The sequence below is a fragment of the Amphibacillus cookii genome (assembly GCF_016908375.1).
Taxonomy (GTDB): Bacteria; Bacillota; Bacilli; order Bacillales; family Amphibacillaceae; genus Amphibacillus_C; species Amphibacillus_C cookii.
The window spans coordinates 165998-182608 of the sequence record NZ_JAFBDS010000007.1 but is presented as its reverse complement, the minus strand read 5'-3'; the positions used below and the strand labels follow the sequence as shown (position 1 = coordinate 182608).

Here is a 16611-nt window from a genome sequence, read left to right as displayed (position 1 = left end):
AGTGAAAATATAATTTGAGGTGATAAAGATGCAAAAACGTGCAGTTGTTACAGTAGTTGGAAAGGACCAAGTCGGCATCATTGCTCGTGTAACGAATGTACTTGCTGACCATAACATGAACATTCATGATATTAGTCAAACCATTTTACAAGATTATTTTACGATGATGATGATCGTTGAAATGGCAGATAAAAACCGATTAGATGATTTACTTGAAGCATTTGAAGCAGTGGAAAAAGACATGAACTTGACGATTAGCATTCAATTAGAAGATGTCTTTCAAGCCATGCACCGTATATAAGGAGGGGTATTAATGACAATTGCATATAATGAAATACAAGAAACCATTCGAATGGTACAAATGGAAAGCTTAGATATTCGAACCGTTACCATGGGCATTAGTTTGCGAAATTGTGCTGACAGTGATTTTGAGCGAGTAAAAGCTAATATCTATCATAAAATCACCAAATACGCAGGCCAATTGAAACCTGTGGCTGAGCAAGTTGAAAAAGAGTATGGCATTCCTATCGTTAATAAACGTATTTCAATCACCCCTATTGCTGAAGTACTAGGAGACGCGACTGTTGAACAAGCCGTTGAGTTAGCTAAAGTGTTAGATGCGGCTGCTGAAGAAACAGGTGTTGACTTTATTGGAGGCTACTCTGCGCTTGTTCATAAAGGAGTTACTCATGCTGATCAAACATTGCTAGATGCTATCCCCGAAGCACTAGCAACGACCAATCGTGTCTGTAGCTCTGTTTCAATCGGCACCACACGGACGGGTATCAACATCGATGCAGTGGCTAAATTAGGTGAAATCATTAAAGAGACGGCGGAACGAACAAAAGATCACAACAGCATTGGTTGTGCAAAATTTGTTGCTTTCTGTAATCCTGTTGAGGACAACCCTTTTATGGCAGGTGCATTTCACGGAACTGGTGAGGGGGAAGTTGTTCTTAGTGTTGGTGTGAGTGGACCTGGCGTCGTACTTAATGCTTTAAAACGCTACCCTGATGCAGATTTAGGAGAAGTAGCTGATGTCATTAAAAAAACAGCTTTTAAAATTACCCGTGCTGGAGAACTACTTGGACGTGTTGTAGCAAGCCGCTTAAATGTTCCTTTTGGCATTATGGATTTATCACTGGCTCCAACCAATGCAATGAATGATAGTGTGGCAGAAATTTTAGAAGAAATTGGATTAGAAAGCGTAGGTACGCATGGGACGATAGCGGCACTTGCTTTAATGAACGACGCTGTTAAAAAAGGGGGCGCCATGGCAAGTTCTTATGTTGGTGGGTTGAGTGGTGCTTTTATTCCTGTTAGTGAAGATAACGGCATGATCCGTGGTATAGAAGATGGGTCATTATCACTTGATAAACTTGAAGCAATGACATGTGTGTGTTCCGTAGGACTTGACATGATTGCTCTATCAGGCGAAGCTTCAGCTGAGACATTAGCGGCAATTATTGCAGATGAAGCAGCAATTGGCATGATAAACAAAAAAACAACTGCAGTTCGTATCATTCCTGTGATTGGTAAGGATGAGGGTGAGGTTGTTGAATTTGGCGGGCTGCTTGGCCGCGCACCTATTATCGGTGTTAAACCATTTAGCTCAGAGAAAATGATTAGACGTGGCGGTCGTATTCCAGCCCCGCTTCAAGCGCTTATTAACTAAATGAATACTAACGGTTAAGCATTTTAAAACACCTGTAGTTAGGGACACTTTTTCAGTTATCCTAATTACAGGTGTTTTGTTCATCATACTTTTAGTATGGTTCTACGTCAAATGACGTTGGTAAGTCCTAGTAGTCAACTCAATTATCATGTGTTCACGTTCTAAAGTAGTTAAGCTACTTTAGAACGTGTTTTATTTTTAATTGGTTTATTCGTTGTTCGTTTTACTGGTCTTAATTTGAAGGGTAACAGTATTCGATTTTTGTAATGATTAAACTTACGGTACCCGTATGCGACACGATTTAATACTTTGATCTTATTGTTTATCCATTCGATACGCCCGTTGTTATACGTGTGATTAAAGCTGTTTTTTATGTAAGGCGCATGCTTTCTAAGTGTTTGAATACTTATTTTGAGGTAGGCTGAAAGGCGCTGAGCAGAGAGAATAGGCGAGACTCCTGCAGGAACAGCACGAGCTGAAGATCAACTTGGCAAAGTGATCTTCTTTTCCAAATTAGCTGAAGCCGTGCCTGCGGCTAGGGAGACACTGCGTTTACCAAGATGTCTCCCTTGTGCTTGGGAGAGTGAAAGCGAGTATATTTCCTCTGCGGTTCTTCAAGCAGCATCATTCTGTCATCCTTTAACGATGTTGAAATGAAGATCAAACGATCACTTGAAACATAGAATGGAAAAATGACGTTAGTGCGTTTTTTTACGCACCAACGTCATTTTATTGTACAACCTTTAATATGACCATTCATCCTTCAAACGGCTATACAGTTGATGCAAAATATTGTCTACTTCTGTTAAGTTGTTTAGGTGTTGATCAAGATGAACTTTCGGTAAAATAATTTCGCCTACTTGTCGAGTTAGTGAGGCTTTTTCGTGCTTCGGCAAATCCGGATAACGTTGACAATAGGTTTTAACTAACTGATAATCATGTTCCGTTAATTGATTAATTAAAACGGAGTCAAACGCAATCACATGTTGTTGACTATTCTGTTTGTCCGAGGAGACACTTTTCGAGCGTTTCTTTTTCTTATTTGGCGCCTTGTCATGAACAACAATAGTCCCGGCCATTAGATCGCCTAAACGCTTATGTTTGTTATGAAAAAAAATCATTATAATACCGATAAAATAACCACCTGGTAAATCATCAATAACCCTCAAGAAATTACGAATAAAACTCGATAATAAAGTTAATCGGTGGCCATTATCTTGGATAACCCGAATACCAATTAATCGCTTACCTATCGTCTTTCCATTATAAAAATACTCAAATAAAAAGAAATAACTCCAATTAATTACAAAAATTAACAAAACAGCCCAAGCTAATATCCACAATGAATCCGGATTATAAAATAACAAATATATAATGCTATCAAGTGAAAATAATGCCAATATAAAGATGACAAAATTAAACACGCCAATGATTAAACTGTCTATTAAAAAAGCAGCCGCCCTACTACCAATACCAGCTATTGAAAAATTAATAGATACATATTCTGGTGTTTTTATCTGAGATTGTTCTAACATAATAAGTCGATTCTCCTCTATCTAAATTAATCGAAAAACGTTATAATAGCGATAGCCATAATTTACAAAATAAAAGGTGGATTTTTTTATGCAACTCAAACAATTTATTCAACAGAATCGTCAAAATTGGCAACAACTCGAAGAATACATTCAGCTTTTTGGTAAAAACAGAACAAAACCCTCTCACGATATGATTGAAACTTTCGATCAACTCTATCAAATGGCGACTCAAAATTTATCTTACAGTCAAACGTTCTTTCCTGATTCTGATGTGACCATTCATTTAAATCAATTGGTTAGTCGAGCGCATAATATTCTTTATAAAACAGAACACACATCATGGGCACAGTTACGTACTTTTTTTAGTGAGAAATTTGTTGGTCTGCTGCTTGAACAGTGGCGACCTATTATTATCGCTTTATTATTATTTGCACTCGGCGGTCTAGCTAGCTTTGTGACGGTCGCTCAAAACCCACTCCAACTAGAAGCGATCCTTCCAGGCATGATATCAAACGTACTTAGTCCAGAGCAACTCGAAAGCAACGTGCAGGCCAATCAAGGAAGTGGTGTCGCTGCGCTCATGTCTGCTGCTATTATGACAAATAATATTCAAGTAGCTATTCTTGCCTTTGCAGGTGGCATAACTTTTGGTATATTAACCGTCTATATATTAGTCTATAACGGCATTATGGTTGGTGCTTTAGCAGGCTTATTCTGGCATTCTAGCAGTTCTTATGTGTTCTGGGCTTATATTGTACCACATGGTATTATCGAATTAATCGCTATTTTCATTGCTGGCGGAGCCGGATTGCTTATGGGCTACAAACTTTTTGTTCCTGGAAACTATAAACGCAGTACACAGCTTAAATACCATGCACTGCGGTCGATACAGCTCCTTCTTGGTACAATCCCTTTATTTGTTCTAGCCGGTGCAATTGAAGGATTTATTACACCCGCTGGATTAACGCTTGAGTTAAAGTACGTTGTTGCTATCATTACTTTAATCGGCTTTATTGTTTACATGTTATGGGGGCACTCACGTCAATTAAAGCGCGCTTCGATTTAGTTGATCAATATAATAAGATATAGCAGAAACTGCTAATTGTTCTTCTTCGGCCTCGATCAGATCGAGGCCTTGCTTATTCCATTTGATCATCTCTCGTTTTTTCCAGACCACTTTGCCTTGTGCAATTGTTTTTCGCATCGCTTCATTTAATGAACCCACTTGTAATTGAACGGTTTTCTTCACCCACTCATCTTCGATACCCATGACCACAAATAAATGCTTACGCTGCAATTGTTTAATAAAAAACAGCGCATGTGCATCGATAAAAAACTGATTAATATCACTAAATAAGAGAATCATACTACGTTTACGATGCTGCGTTTGAATATATTGTAATGCATGGGTATAACTTGATTCATTTGCTTCAACCTCAATATTATAGATCGTCTTTAGGATAGTTTGAAGATGAGCCATTCCTTTTGCGGGTGGTATATAAGCTTTCACTTCTTTAGCAAAGGCAACGAGTGACACATAGTCACCATTATTTAAAGCTGCTGTTGCAACGGTTAAAGCAGCTTCAATATGACGTTCCAGCTTATTTCCCTTTTTCAGTTCAACACCCATCATACGCCCACAATCAATCATAATGACCACATGCTTTCCATGTTCAGGCTCATATTCATTAACCATCATTTCATGGAGTTTAGCAGATTGGTACCAGTTAATCTTTCGCGGATCATCACCGACGACGTATTGGCGAACTTTCGAGAATTCACCTAATCCCGTCTTTTGTTTGCGAATTTTTTCCCCTTCATGCAAAAGATATTTTTGGGCATGCATTAAATAATCCCGTGATTCTTCCATATTCGGAATGACTTTTAGTTCATTACTTTGCTCAAAAGTACGTTGTTTTTCCCACAGTCCAAATTGACTTTGATAACGAACATAGATCTTATTTATAGGATACAAACCACGTTCATTCGGTACAATCACCTGTTCAACATTTAGTGTTTGATTTACTGGTAAAACCACACTTTTAGCGGTTTTTGTCTCGATTGTCAACGGTAAGTCATCGGTCCATTTCATCAAGCATGACTTGGTGCTATTATTCTTTATCGTTAGAGTAATCATAGCTTGTTGATGGCGCTCGATTTCATCGGGGCATTCACGCCTTAACGCCAGCTGACCCCGACGAGGTGAAAATGTCAAGTCTACTAAACTCACTAACATCAAACCTATTAACCAAGAACCAAATAGCCATAAATCGAAGAAAAAGTAGCTTAAGCAGATCAGTATGACACTTGCAAAAGCAATCAAATATATGAGGCGTTTTGTTGGGATAACCCCTCTATCTTGGAACAGTAACCGAGCCCACAAGCGTTGCAATAATTTCATCAAGATCTGTCCCCTCCAATTCCGCATATGGAGATAATTGGATACGATGGCGCAAACATGGTCGAACGACATGTTTGACATCATCAGGTGTCACATAGTCTCGATCATCTAGATACGCCCATGCTTGTGCTGTCTTAGCAAGTGCTATCGCAGCCCGTGTACTTGCACCATACTGAATGGCGTCATGTTCACGCGTTTTTCGAACAATGGTTACCATATATTCCATAATCTCTTGATGGACAGTGACAGCCTTAACTTGACGCTTTAATTCTGCCAAGTCCTCTTCTGTAAATAATGCCACTTGATCTTTGGAATTCACTTGTTCAGATAAAACATGACGTAGCACTTCTGTTTCATCTGCTAAACTCGGGAAATCAATGTTTAGCTTAAAAATAAAGCGATCTTGCTGAGCTTCAGGTAATGGATACGTTCCTTCATATTCAATTGGATTTTGCGTGGCTGCCACAAAAAACAATGCAGGTAATCGATAGGTTTCCCCCTGAATCGTAACTTGCTTCTCTTCCATCGCTTCTAGAAGCGCAGCCTGTGTTTTTGCTGGTGTCCGGTTAATTTCGTCTGCTAATAAAACATTTGTAAAGATCGGACCTTTTAATGTCTGAAACTGACTCTCTTTCATATTATAAATCTTACTTCCTGTAATATCACTTGGTAGTAAGTCTGGCGTGAATTGAATCCGATTAAACTGTCCACCTACAAGTGTTGCTAATGTTTTGACCATTTGTGTTTTTCCTGTTCCAGGCACCCCTTCTATTAAAACATGACCATCAGCTAATAAAGCTGTTAGTAAGTATTTTAAATTATCCTGTTGACCGATGATTTTCTCTTGATAATGTGCTAATAAAGGAACTAAAGATTGTCTCATTCTTGCTCAACCTCTCTTCGAATCTGATTAATATATTTTGTCCATTCTATAAATTGTTGCTTATTAATATTCTCTTGTTCAAGTTGCTCAACTAACTTTGCAGTAAATGACTGGATAGACTCTAGTGAACGTTGCTTTAACAAACGAACAAGTACTTGCTCGTACTGTGACCAACTAGCAGTAACTGGTGTACCTGTTTTTTCAAAGATTAATTGTTTAAGATAATCAACTTGAACCACAAGTGCTTCTCGATAGTTCTTCCCTCTAATCTGCCAATTCGCTAGCGCACGTATTCGCTCATCTCCAAAGCGTACCTTTTGTTCGCGTAACTCTCGTGCCATACCAAAACGTTTGCCATTCATCCATAAATAAAGGAGCGTGACAAGGGCTAGTCCGAGTGCTAGCATGATGAAAGGAGCTGGGTATACTTCTATTAGTGGAGAAGAAGTTTCGTATATATGTTGATATGTATCAAAAAGGATATGAGTCGTCGATAAATCAACGGTCTCAGTGATTATGTCTAAGTGCTCTGCTTCTAATATCATTTGATTTGTAAACCAATCAGGCTCAGTAATCACCACTAATTCGCCTTGCCCATAACGCCTTGCCACAGCAATAGCGCCTGCTTGATCTTGAGCGAGAACATCATCATTAGGGAATAGATCAATTCGATGTCCTGAATGAGAAAGAGCCTGATACTGTTGATTTCCTATTTCAACTGTCAATTCCTCTTCTAGATTTAATGCTCGATTTGTATCTAGATTAAAGGTTAGTGACGGATCTTTCGCTATGTAATAAATCGTACCACCAGCGTTGAGGAATGCTTCATAATCAGAAATAGCCTGTTCATCTAAATGAAAAGGGGGATCAAATAAGAATAAGACAGTATCAGTAGGATCTTGCCATTGATTAATCCGTTGATCATAATACTGAACAGGATAATTCAACTGGTCTAAGGTTTGATAAAACCCTCGCACGCCGTCTGGTGCTGGCGATTCGACATGATAGCTTGGATAGTCTTCCAAAGGTTCATCTGTTAAATAATAGCTTGCTATAATTAAAACACTAAAGAGTCCGAGGAATAAAAGCAGCATTTTGTTTTGTTTCAATCGATTCCACATAAAGCTTATTCCCCCTGCTCCAAATGATGAATGGCCTTGATGTAAGCTTGATAAGCCTTTAATTCGACACGTTTATTTCCATAAGTAATTGACTCAAAATAAATGGCAATTTGATAGAAAGCATCTGCTTGCTCACGGCCTATACGCTCTATTTCTTTATAATAGTCCCAATTTGTTTTCCAATTCGCTACCTTTAACCACTCATTTTCTTCGAGTCGAAACAGTAAAATTAAAAAGCGGTACCGGACAGCGCCCTGCAAATCATCAGCTTGCTGCTCCGCTTCAAATTGATCGATATAGTCTTGGAGTGTTTTCGTTTGATACGCCATGGACTGCAAAGGCTGATTACGCTTTAATTGCCGCTTCCTCATCAAGTACCTCGTGATAAACAAAATCAGTAGTAAAGTAAGTATCCCTCCAATCACAAGCATTCCAACAATGATCGCATCAGCAAGCGAGTTCGCAGGCTGCAGATCACCTAACAGATTGGAAAGCCACCCATTAATCCAATCCATAATTTGATCCCAAATCCGTTGAAATATATTGCGTTGGTCTTGATAATATACTTGATAAGCATCCTCTGCTAAAATATCTTCCACCGTATCTCTCAATTGATCGATATCATTCATCTTTTTTTCCACCTATCGTATCGGATCCTCGTCAGTTGTATGGTAATCATCAATCATTTCTTTTAAGTCACTTGCTGTGTGACGAATCTCCAAATCAAAATAAATGACCGCATAACCGACACTGACTATCATTGTCGTAATAATGTTCATTAAATTGGTTAAAATCGTATTTAACACACTGTTGCCTAAAAAAATAAAAGCAATACTGATCATATTAGTCATGAATCCAGAAATCACAGTTAAAGTTAGAAACAACCCAAATATCATCCATGTCCGTCCTTGCGTTAATCGAAAACTTCTTCCTAAACCAGGGGCAGCACGATCAAATAGAACAATTGGCAAGTAAAAACCCCAACGAACGAGCAATAAGCTTACACCGATAAGTACAGCTATGAACACCAAAAACAAAATTAACAAGCCTATAGCTTGATTTGCCATCAAAATATGTAGAGTGATAAAGGTAAGCACAAAGATCGGTACAAAAATCATAGCAAAAGCAATTATCCCTAATAACAATGTACTCCCTATCAATGGGAAAAACCGACTAAATGGCTGTTTGATTATTTCCTTTAATTCAAAATCCTGCTGATCCTTAATACGCTTAACGATTAAAAGAACACCAGCTACGGCAATCGGGAAAATCAACATTTCTAACGCTAGAAGCGCAACGTTTTCAAATATTTCAGCAGGCGTCAACACGATATCTTCAGTATTCACCATATTTATGATTTGGTCAACATACGTCTGTCCTGGTTCAAGGTCCCTAATCCATCCACGACCAGAAAAGACTTGAATAAATATTTGCATCACAAAAATAGGGCTGTAAAAGATTAATAATAAGAAAAAGAGCTTTCCAAACTGTTCTTTGATAAGCTTAAACGTTACATCTAAGATTTCTCCAAATCGCTTCGGTCTTGCAAATAATTTTTCCATAAAAAAACCTCACTTCCATAACTTTAATAATCTATTCTTTCTATTTTAACATTAATTGGATAAATGTGAAGCGTCACAAACAATAATTTAAAATTTTAAATTATTTTGTCAATGTTTGTAACTTTCCATCAAAGAGAATCGTCTGATAATTATAAGACTGACAAAGGGTGAGATCATGCACAAAAAACTACTCTTCATATTATTAATAACATTAACTAGTTTACTAAGTTGTACTTATCTATCAGACAATGCCACTGGCACAAAAGATGAACCTGGGATAACGGGCTATGTCGTCGATCAGTCTGATAACCGTATTCTCGTTGCTAGTGATCAAGCCCAAGATTTAAGTGAAAGCGGTGGCGTTTCTGAATACTATGAAATGATTTGGTTCTTAAATGCACCAACAGACATCCAGTGTGGGGATAAAGTCGATATATGGTATGATACAATAGACGATTCATACCCGGCAAAATCAACACTCCAAGACTATCATATTCATGATCAAGAACCACCAGAAGAAGCTCACTTAACAAGTGCAGATGCCTTAAAAGAAGCATTATCAAAGCAGAGTAATCACCCTAGTCAAATTTTTGCTGTTCGTGATATTATCTTTAATAAAGACCATCTTCAATGGACCGTTTATTTATTTGAAATTTGGAGCGGAGAAGTGGTCGCCATTGAAGTTGAAGAGTAAACGCAACCATCATTAAAAAAGTGACTTTGTTAATAACTCAACTTTCGCACACTGAAAATAGTCATTCAACCTTCTCATACGTTTAGCACGTTATGTCGTTCCGAAAAGCAAGGGATTCGCTTTTCGCGAGGATGGCTTCAGCTCATCCTATTCTCGCAGAAGTCTCACCCTTGCTTAGCTCCACTTAGACTGGGGGGTTCATACTGAATATGATTTCTCCAATTTCGTGCGATTTTCTTACTTTTCATGCGATCACAACTAGCTTTCGTGCGATTTTCTCACTTTTCATGCGATCGTAACTAGCTTTCATGCGATTTTCTTACTTTTCGTGCGATCGTAACTAGCTTTCATGCGATTTTCTCACTTTTCGTGCGATCGTAACTAGCTTTCATGCGATTTTCTTACTTTTCGTGCGATCGTAACTAGCTTTCATGCGATTTTCTTATTTTTCCTGCGATCGTAACTAGCTTTCATGCGATTTTCTTACTTTTCGTGCGATCGTAACTAGCTTTCATGCGATTTTCTTATTTTTCCTGCGATCGTAACTAGCTTTCATGCGATTTTCTCACTTTTCGTGCGATCGCGGATTCATGCGATTTCCTGAGTAAGCCCAACCGCACGAAATAAAGCACTATTTAGCAGGTGCGATATGTGTAAACGCCTGTGGGAGTAGCGGAACATAGCTCACCTGCGCGTCTAAAACCTGTCGTTCCAATCACTTTGACCGCTCCTCCCTATCATAAAACGAACCTTCAATCAGTGGACGTTTTCGTTTGGTTAGTTGATGAATCACGAAATTAGCGCCCGTTACCGACCGGATAATTAGCTTGATCACTGCTCTACATCTTGAGACAGGCGGTTTACGGACGGTTATCTGTGATAAATATTTTGACAAAAAAACTCCCTCAATTAATTTGAAGGAGTTTTTTATTTTTGTGTAATTAGGTCAATTCAAACATACCTGCTGATAATTGATAGTACTTACCTTTTTGTTCGATGAGTTGATCGTGATCACCACGTTCAATGATTTCACCGTGTTCAAGTACCATAATCGCATTAGCCGAACGCACAGTTGACAGGCGATGCGCAATAATAAAGGATGTCTTCCCTTCCATTAAACGATCCATACCTTTTTGAATCAGCGCTTCTGTACGTGTATCGATAGAAGATGTTGCTTCATCTAATATTAACACAGGTGTCTCAGCAATTGCGGCTCTTGCAATTGCAAGGAGTTGGCGCTGCCCTTGTGACAAGTTCCCACCATCAGACTTCAATACCGTATGATAACCATCTTGCAAGTGACAAATAAAGCTGTCAGCATTGGCTAACTTCGCTGCGGCAATCACTTCTTCATCGGTCGCATCAAGTCGTCCGTAACGAATATTCTCCATTACCGTTCCGGTAAATAAGTGTGTATCTTGTAACACCATTGATAAGGAGCGACGCAAATCCGGCTTTTTAATCTTATTAATTTCAATACCATCAACGCTAATATTACCTGATGGGACATCATAGAAGCGGTTAATCAAGTTTGTTATCGTTGTTTTACCAGCACCTGTTGAACCGACAAAAGCTATCTTCTGACCAGGCTTAGCATAAAGCGAAATATTATTTAATACCGTTTTATCTTCGTCATAGCCAAAGATAACATCTTTGAAGACAACATTACCTCGAACAGGCGTATAAGCAATAGAACCATCTGCTTTCACTTCTTTCCACGCAAACGCTCCAGTACGCTGAACAGACTCCGTTATTTCACCTGACTGGTTGTCTTCTACCGCAACCATTGTCACATGCCCTTGATCAAACTCTGGTTTTTCATCTATCACCTTGAAAATGCGTTCTGCACCAGCAAGTGCTGTTAAAACTGCATTAAGTTGCTGTGAAATTTGTACAATTGGCATTGAAAATGTACGAGTAAATTGAAGAAAAGCAATGACAGTACCTAAGGTTAATGTATTCATAATCGCAAATAATCCACCGATCATTGCCGTAATCGCATAGAGCATATAAGATAAATTACCCATTATCGGCATTAAAATATTGGCAAAGGTATTGGCTTGTGTAGCATTCACACGTAACTCTTCATTTAATTCTTCAAACTCTTCAATAACCTTATCCTGACGCGAGAAAACTTTGATCACTTTCTGACCTTCAATCATTTCCTCGATGTAACCATTGACTCGACCAAGCTCCTGTTGTTGCTTGACAAAATAATTAGCACTTTTACCACCAATCGTTTTAACAGCTAGCATCATGAGCGCTAACATGACTAGGACAACGATCGTTAACTGCCAACTAAACACAAGCATCATGATAAATACACCAACAACAGTTATAAGCGAAGTGACAAAACTGGTTACACTGTTTGATAATACTTGTCTGAGTGTGTCGATATCATTTGTATATAAACTCATAGAGTCACCATGAGTGTGGGTATCATAATATTTGATCGGCAGTGCTTCCATCTTTTTAAATAAATCGACCCGCAACTTATATAAAGTACGTGTTGATACACCGACCATTAAACGGTTAAAGATATAAGTTGAGGCTGCACCTACCATATAAATAATCGATACAACGCCAATAACTGTTATAAATCCTCTCATGAGCGCACTATCATCACTATTAATTAGTGGCGCAAGGTAGTCGTCGATAATGACTTGAAGAAAGGAGATCCCGATCACATTGGCTAACGCACTAAGAATAATCGTGATAAACACAATTAATAATATCCATTTATCTTCTTTCATATAACTAGCAATTCGTTTAATGGTATCCCAGATGTTAGTAGGCTTCCCCATCCCTTTTGGACCAGCCATTGGACCGCCAACTGGCTTTTGTGGTCTACTCATGATCATTCACTCCTTTACTTTGCGATTGGTAAATTTCTCGATAGATCGCATTTGTTTTCAATAAGTTGTCATGGGTATCAAAGCCGTTAATGGTGCCATCATCAATCACGATAATTTTATCCGCATCAGAAACTGAGGTCACCCTTTGGGCAATAATTAAAGTCGTAACACCTTGTAAATTTTCATTAAATGCTGTTCGAATTGCTGCATCTGTAGCTGTATCGACCGCACTTGTTGAATCATCTAAGATAACAACTTTTGGATTTTTAAGCAAAGCTCTGGCAATGGTCAATCGTTGCTTTTGCCCACCAGACACATTAACCCCACCTTGACCAAGCACCGTGTCATAACCATTCGGAAGCGACACAATGAAATCATGAGCTTGAGCGGCTTTGGCAGCTTCGATAACCTCTTGATCCGAAGCATTTTCGTTCCCCCACTTTAAATTGTCCTTAATTGTGCCTGTGAATAAAACATTATTTTGCAGAACCATTGCAACTTGATCACGTAATGTTTTTAATTGATAATCTTTAACATTATGGCCACCAACAATGACTTCTCCATTTAAAACATCATAAAGCCGAGGAATCAATTGCACTAAAGTGGTTTTGGAAGAACCGGTTCCCCCTATGATACCAATGGTTTCACCAGACTTAATCGTTAGATTGATATCTTTAAGCACTAAATTATCCGGATCTTGGTTGTAGCTAAAATCTACTTGATTAAAGGTAATACTTCCATCATTTAAATCAAGTGTTCGATCACTATTATCATCATCTAAGACCGGTTTTTCTTCTAAGGCCTCAACAATTCTGGAAAAAGAGGCACGAGAGATAATTAACATAATAAAGATCATTGAAATCATCATTAATGAAATCAGAACCTGCATAATATACATAATAAAACTTGATAGCTCTCCAATATTGAATGTTCCTTGAATAACCATATTTCCGCCAAACCATATAATTGCAACAATACTGGAATATATCGTTAATTGCATAATTGGCATATTAAGAACAACTAGTTTCTCTGCACTGAGTTGTGCATCTCGGACTTTTTTAGCATCTGCTACAAACTTTTCCTCTTCATGGTCTTCTCGAACAAAAGCCTTGACTACACGAATATTAACAATAAAATCTTGTACTTTTTCATTGAGTGTGTCATATTTTTCAAGCATGTCTAAAAATCTTGGATGGGCGTGTTTTCCAATTAAATATAACGTTATCGACAATACTGGAATCGAAATTAGAAAGATTAATGACAGTTGTGGATTGATAGAAACTGCCATAATGGTTGCCCCCACTAACATGATAGGCGCACGTACCGCCATTCTGATCACCATCATAAAGGCGTTCTGTGTATTCGTTATATCTGTTGTTAACCGTGTGACTAGAGATGCTGTGGTAAACTTATCGATATTAGCAAACGAATAGGTTTGAATTTTTTCAAATAATCCCGATCGAATATTGCGTGCGAACCCCATACCAGATATGGCTGCATACTTTCCGCTAAGCGCACCAAAAATAAGGGCGACGAGTGCCATGACCACCATTAATGACCCTACTCGAATCGTATAAGGCATTCCACCATCACCTAAAATACCATAATCCACAATACGCGCCATCAAGAAGGGAATCATCAATTCCAAGACCACTTCCCCGACCACCATAAGTGGTGTTAAAATCGTTTCTCGCTTATATTCTCCTAAAAACGGTAATAATTTCTTAATCATCTGACGTCAACCTCCAATTCTCCTCTACCTTTTAAACTTACATTCCTTCGGCAAATCTTGATTAAGATTTGCTAAGAATGCCTTTAATTTTTCTAAGACATCTTGCTGCTCTGATTGAGATATACCTTGAAAAAGCTTTTCATCAATGACATGCTTATATGCTTTAAAGCGTGCTAAAACAGCTTCACTTTCATCGGTTAAATAGATGAGCTTATTTCTACCGTCAGTTTCACTCTTAACACGTTTAACAAAGTTCTTTTCTTCCAAGCGATTGAGCAATCCCGTTACCGTAGGGTTTGTCAAATGGAAATGCGCTTCGATATCCTTTTGATTTAAAGCTTTATGATGATGCTTAGCTTTGGCTAAAAATAGCAATATATCACCTTGCGACGCCGTTAAATTCTGACTTTCAAAATAACTATTTTTTTCGCGCTCTAGCGCAAAATAAACCAATCGTATGTAGAAAATAATATCGTCTGGCACCGTTAACACCTCCAGCGCTAATATATAGCATGCTATATATTATCTTAATTATTTTTATAATTGTCAACATTTTTAATTCGAAAAGCGAATAATTTTTTTAAAAGCTACAGTGATACTTTCTCGTTTACATGTCGTTCCCTTCTGACTAATAGTTACGCTTACTATAGGAACAAAAGCACTGACTTCTAAACGAAATAAAAAAGCAAACCTATTATTAGATTTGCTTTTTCAATGTCAGATGTTGTCCTATTTTTAAAATAGGACTATTTGAACCGTGTCCTAATTGATTTGATTTTATAATCGGCCAATGATATTTTTGCGCATAGGGCTCGATCAGTTCAACTAGCGCTTCTCTCCCAGACGTTTGTTCCAACTCAGTAAATGTGCCAAGTATTAGCCCGTTCATTTTGTTAAAGTAACCGATTTGTTCAAATTGTGCCAAGAAGGTTGCGATTCGATTTGACTTACCACTTAAAGACTCAAGGAAAAGAACTTTCCCTTCTGGATCTGGTATATAAGGGGTCCCCGCTAACTTTAGAAAACACCGTATATTACCACCTACAATTTGCCCAGATAATACATCACCTTGAATCCAATCATAGTCAAAACTTAATGCTTCTCTAGCATTAAAAAGTAGATTGTATAAACTTCTCTCTTGCAGATTATCCTTATTAGATCCCAGATGCATAATTTGATAATGATAAACTGGGACACAAACCTGACTATATAAACTATTTAACAATACCGTTACATCACTATAGCCAAACAATGGTTTTATATGTTGTTTAATCGTATCAAAATCAAGATAGGGTAACACTTGATTGGCGCTATCGCCACCGGACAAGTCAAAGATAGCCTTTATCTTTGGGTTTTTATAAAGCTTGGTTAGTTCTTGAGCCCGTAATGCTGGGGAACCGCTCCAATACGTACCCTCTTGCCGATAGATCGTTTCAGCTTCAACAGTGCCTAATCCCCAACGTGCAAATAGCTGTTTGATTCTTTCTATTTGATCTTGCTGTTCTAGCTTCCGTCCATCAGAACATGCAATCAAACCAACTTGGTCTCCTTGCTGTAATTCCATTGGTTCCTCCCCTTATCCATTCGGTGATTCCGCTTGATAGATTGATTAAACAATCAGCGTTTACTGTAAAAATCGTCAACTTGATCTTTATGATGATGATCATGCCATAAAAAACCCGCGGTATAGTTATACAAAGAATGTGGATAACCTGTAAACTGATCAATTGCTTCACCATTTAATGTAAAATGGGTAAAGAAATCTTGCTCTGTTTTTTGTCGCAGATGATCGACCAACTTTTGTCGCATCGTTATTGCCTCATCAATTAATTGTTCACTGGTTTTATTTGAGTGTTGTACATAGGCGATTGCCTGGTCATTTATTTTTTGAAAGTCTTCTTCCGTTCTGACATCTGCTCCCTCTGTCATCTGCGGTATGGTTACGTCTAACATATATTGATCCCAAAATCGAATATGTGTGATGATATCAGCTACAGTCCATTTTCCTTTTTCAATAGGCTGAAAAAAGCATTCATCATTGTGCTTTTTTAGCGATTCAAACCAATCCTCTGTCTGTTCAAATGCATCAATTAAATCCTGATAGGTATCCATTATTTCACTCTCCTTTTAATATTAACCATTCTCCAATGCCT

16 protein-coding genes are annotated in these 16611 nt (G+C 38.1%); 4 read left to right on the top strand and 12 right to left on the bottom strand.

Annotated elements, in window-relative coordinates:
• Window positions 1–28: 28 nt before the first annotated feature.
• Entirely contained in the window at window positions 29–301 is a 273-nt protein-coding gene (locus JOE23_RS11605) for an ACT domain-containing protein (protein WP_204438567.1), read from the top strand.
• A 12-nt stretch (window positions 302–313) separates the two neighbouring features.
• Window positions 314–1675: a PFL family protein gene (locus JOE23_RS11600; protein WP_204438565.1), complete on the top strand. Its 1362-nt coding sequence runs from the start codon at window positions 314–316 to the stop codon at window positions 1673–1675.
• Window positions 1676–1845: 170 nt separating this feature from the next.
• Here JOE23_RS11600 and JOE23_RS11595 read toward each other — a convergent pair whose 3' ends face one another.
• Window positions 1846–2079: a transposase gene (locus JOE23_RS11595; RefSeq protein ID WP_338021914.1), complete on the bottom strand. Its 234-nt coding sequence runs from the start codon at window positions 2077–2079 to the stop codon at window positions 1846–1848.
• 339 nt (window positions 2080–2418) lie between these two features.
• Window positions 2419–3210: an RDD family protein gene (locus tag JOE23_RS11590; protein WP_204438562.1), complete on the bottom strand. Its 792-nt coding sequence runs from the start codon at window positions 3208–3210 to the stop codon at window positions 2419–2421.
• 88 nt (window positions 3211–3298) lie between these two features.
• Between JOE23_RS11590 and JOE23_RS11585 the strand changes: the two genes are divergently transcribed.
• Window positions 3299–4276, top strand: coding sequence for a stage II sporulation protein M (locus tag JOE23_RS11585; RefSeq protein ID WP_204438560.1), 978 nt, complete (start codon window positions 3299–3301; stop codon window positions 4274–4276).
• Here JOE23_RS11585 and JOE23_RS11580 read toward each other — a convergent pair.
• From JOE23_RS11580 to JOE23_RS11560, 5 genes are read right to left on the bottom strand one after another with little or no spacing between them, the layout of a single operon-like run.
• Window positions 4256–5611, bottom strand: a complete 1356-nt coding sequence (locus tag JOE23_RS11580; protein WP_204438558.1) for a DUF58 domain-containing protein — start codon at window positions 5609–5611, stop codon at window positions 4256–4258. The genes JOE23_RS11585 and JOE23_RS11580 overlap by 21 nt on opposite strands.
• Window positions 5565–6494 carry an AAA family ATPase gene (locus JOE23_RS11575; protein WP_204438556.1) on the bottom strand — a complete coding sequence of 310 codons (930 nt, stop codon included), beginning with the start codon at window positions 6492–6494 and terminating at the stop codon, window positions 5565–5567. Before JOE23_RS11575 ends, JOE23_RS11580 begins: the two co-directional genes overlap by 47 nt.
• On the bottom strand, window positions 6491–7615 hold the full coding sequence (locus JOE23_RS11570) for a DUF4350 domain-containing protein (RefSeq protein ID WP_204438554.1): 1125 nt from the start codon (window positions 7613–7615) through the stop codon (window positions 6491–6493). Before JOE23_RS11570 ends, JOE23_RS11575 begins: the two co-directional genes overlap by 4 nt.
• Window positions 7616–7620: 5 nt before the next feature.
• Window positions 7621–8244 (bottom strand): DUF4129 domain-containing protein, encoded by a 624-nt coding sequence (locus tag JOE23_RS11565; protein WP_204438552.1) that lies wholly within the window; start codon window positions 8242–8244, stop codon window positions 7621–7623.
• A 12-nt stretch (window positions 8245–8256) separates the two neighbouring features.
• On the bottom strand, window positions 8257–9177 hold the full coding sequence (locus tag JOE23_RS11560; protein WP_204438551.1) for a hypothetical protein: 921 nt from the start codon (window positions 9175–9177) through the stop codon (window positions 8257–8259).
• Between the two features lie 175 nt (window positions 9178–9352).
• Here JOE23_RS11560 and JOE23_RS11555 point away from each other — a divergent pair, with 175 nt between their 5' ends.
• Window positions 9353–9871, top strand: a complete 519-nt coding sequence (locus JOE23_RS11555) for a DUF3221 domain-containing protein (protein WP_204438550.1) — start codon at window positions 9353–9355, stop codon at window positions 9869–9871.
• A 941-nt stretch (window positions 9872–10812) separates the two neighbouring features.
• On the opposite strand, the gene JOE23_RS11550 is transcribed toward JOE23_RS11555, so the two are convergent.
• The 5 genes from JOE23_RS11550 to JOE23_RS11530 form a co-directional block, all read right to left on the bottom strand.
• The gene (locus tag JOE23_RS11550; RefSeq protein WP_204438549.1) at window positions 10813–12726 is read right to left on the bottom strand and encodes an ABC transporter ATP-binding protein; all 1914 of its coding nucleotides are present in this window, start codon (window positions 12724–12726) and stop codon (window positions 10813–10815) included.
• Entirely contained in the window at window positions 12719–14458 is a 1740-nt protein-coding gene (locus JOE23_RS11545) for an ABC transporter ATP-binding protein (protein WP_204438548.1), read from the bottom strand. The genes JOE23_RS11550 and JOE23_RS11545 overlap by 8 nt, the downstream gene beginning before the upstream one ends.
• Window positions 14459–14482: 24 nt before the next feature.
• Entirely contained in the window at window positions 14483–14941 is a 459-nt protein-coding gene (locus tag JOE23_RS11540) for a MarR family transcriptional regulator (protein WP_204438547.1), read from the bottom strand.
• Between the two features lie 214 nt (window positions 14942–15155).
• Window positions 15156–16022: a S66 peptidase family protein gene (locus tag JOE23_RS11535; protein WP_204438546.1), complete on the bottom strand. Its 867-nt coding sequence runs from the start codon at window positions 16020–16022 to the stop codon at window positions 15156–15158.
• Between the two features lie 53 nt (window positions 16023–16075).
• Window positions 16076–16570: a DinB family protein gene (locus JOE23_RS11530; protein WP_204438545.1), complete on the bottom strand. Its 495-nt coding sequence runs from the start codon at window positions 16568–16570 to the stop codon at window positions 16076–16078.
• Between the last annotated feature and the right edge of the window lie 41 nt (window positions 16571–16611).

Bases quoted from the DNA above. Each gene is read 5' to 3' on its own strand.
- JOE23_RS11605 (WP_204438567.1), top strand. From the start codon at position 29: ATGCAAAAACGTGCAGTTGTTACAGTAGTTGGAAAGGACCAAGTCGGC.
- JOE23_RS11600 (WP_204438565.1), top strand. From the start codon at position 314: ATGACAATTGCATATAATGAAATACAAGAAACCATTCGAATGGTACAA.
- JOE23_RS11590 (WP_204438562.1), bottom strand. From the start codon at position 3,210: ATGTTAGAACAATCTCAGATAAAAACACCAGAATATGTATCTATTAAT.
- JOE23_RS11585 (WP_204438560.1), top strand. From the start codon at position 3,299: ATGCAACTCAAACAATTTATTCAACAGAATCGTCAAAATTGGCAACAA.
- JOE23_RS11580 (WP_204438558.1), bottom strand. From the start codon at position 5,611: ATGAAATTATTGCAACGCTTGTGGGCTCGGTTACTGTTCCAAGATAGA.
- JOE23_RS11575 (WP_204438556.1), bottom strand. From the start codon at position 6,494: ATGAGACAATCTTTAGTTCCTTTATTAGCACATTATCAAGAGAAAATC.
- JOE23_RS11570 (WP_204438554.1), bottom strand. From the start codon at position 7,615: ATGTGGAATCGATTGAAACAAAACAAAATGCTGCTTTTATTCCTCGGA.
- JOE23_RS11565 (WP_204438552.1), bottom strand. From the start codon at position 8,244: ATGAATGATATCGATCAATTGAGAGATACGGTGGAAGATATTTTAGCA.
- JOE23_RS11560 (WP_204438551.1), bottom strand. From the start codon at position 9,177: ATGGAAAAATTATTTGCAAGACCGAAGCGATTTGGAGAAATCTTAGAT.
- JOE23_RS11555 (WP_204438550.1), top strand. From the start codon at position 9,353: ATGCACAAAAAACTACTCTTCATATTATTAATAACATTAACTAGTTTA.
- JOE23_RS11550 (WP_204438549.1), bottom strand. From the start codon at position 12,726: ATGAGTAGACCACAAAAGCCAGTTGGCGGTCCAATGGCTGGTCCAAAA.
- JOE23_RS11545 (WP_204438548.1), bottom strand. From the start codon at position 14,458: ATGATTAAGAAATTATTACCGTTTTTAGGAGAATATAAGCGAGAAACG.
- JOE23_RS11535 (WP_204438546.1), bottom strand. From the start codon at position 16,022: ATGGAATTACAGCAAGGAGACCAAGTTGGTTTGATTGCATGTTCTGAT.
- JOE23_RS11530 (WP_204438545.1), bottom strand. From the start codon at position 16,570: ATGGATACCTATCAGGATTTAATTGATGCATTTGAACAGACAGAGGAT.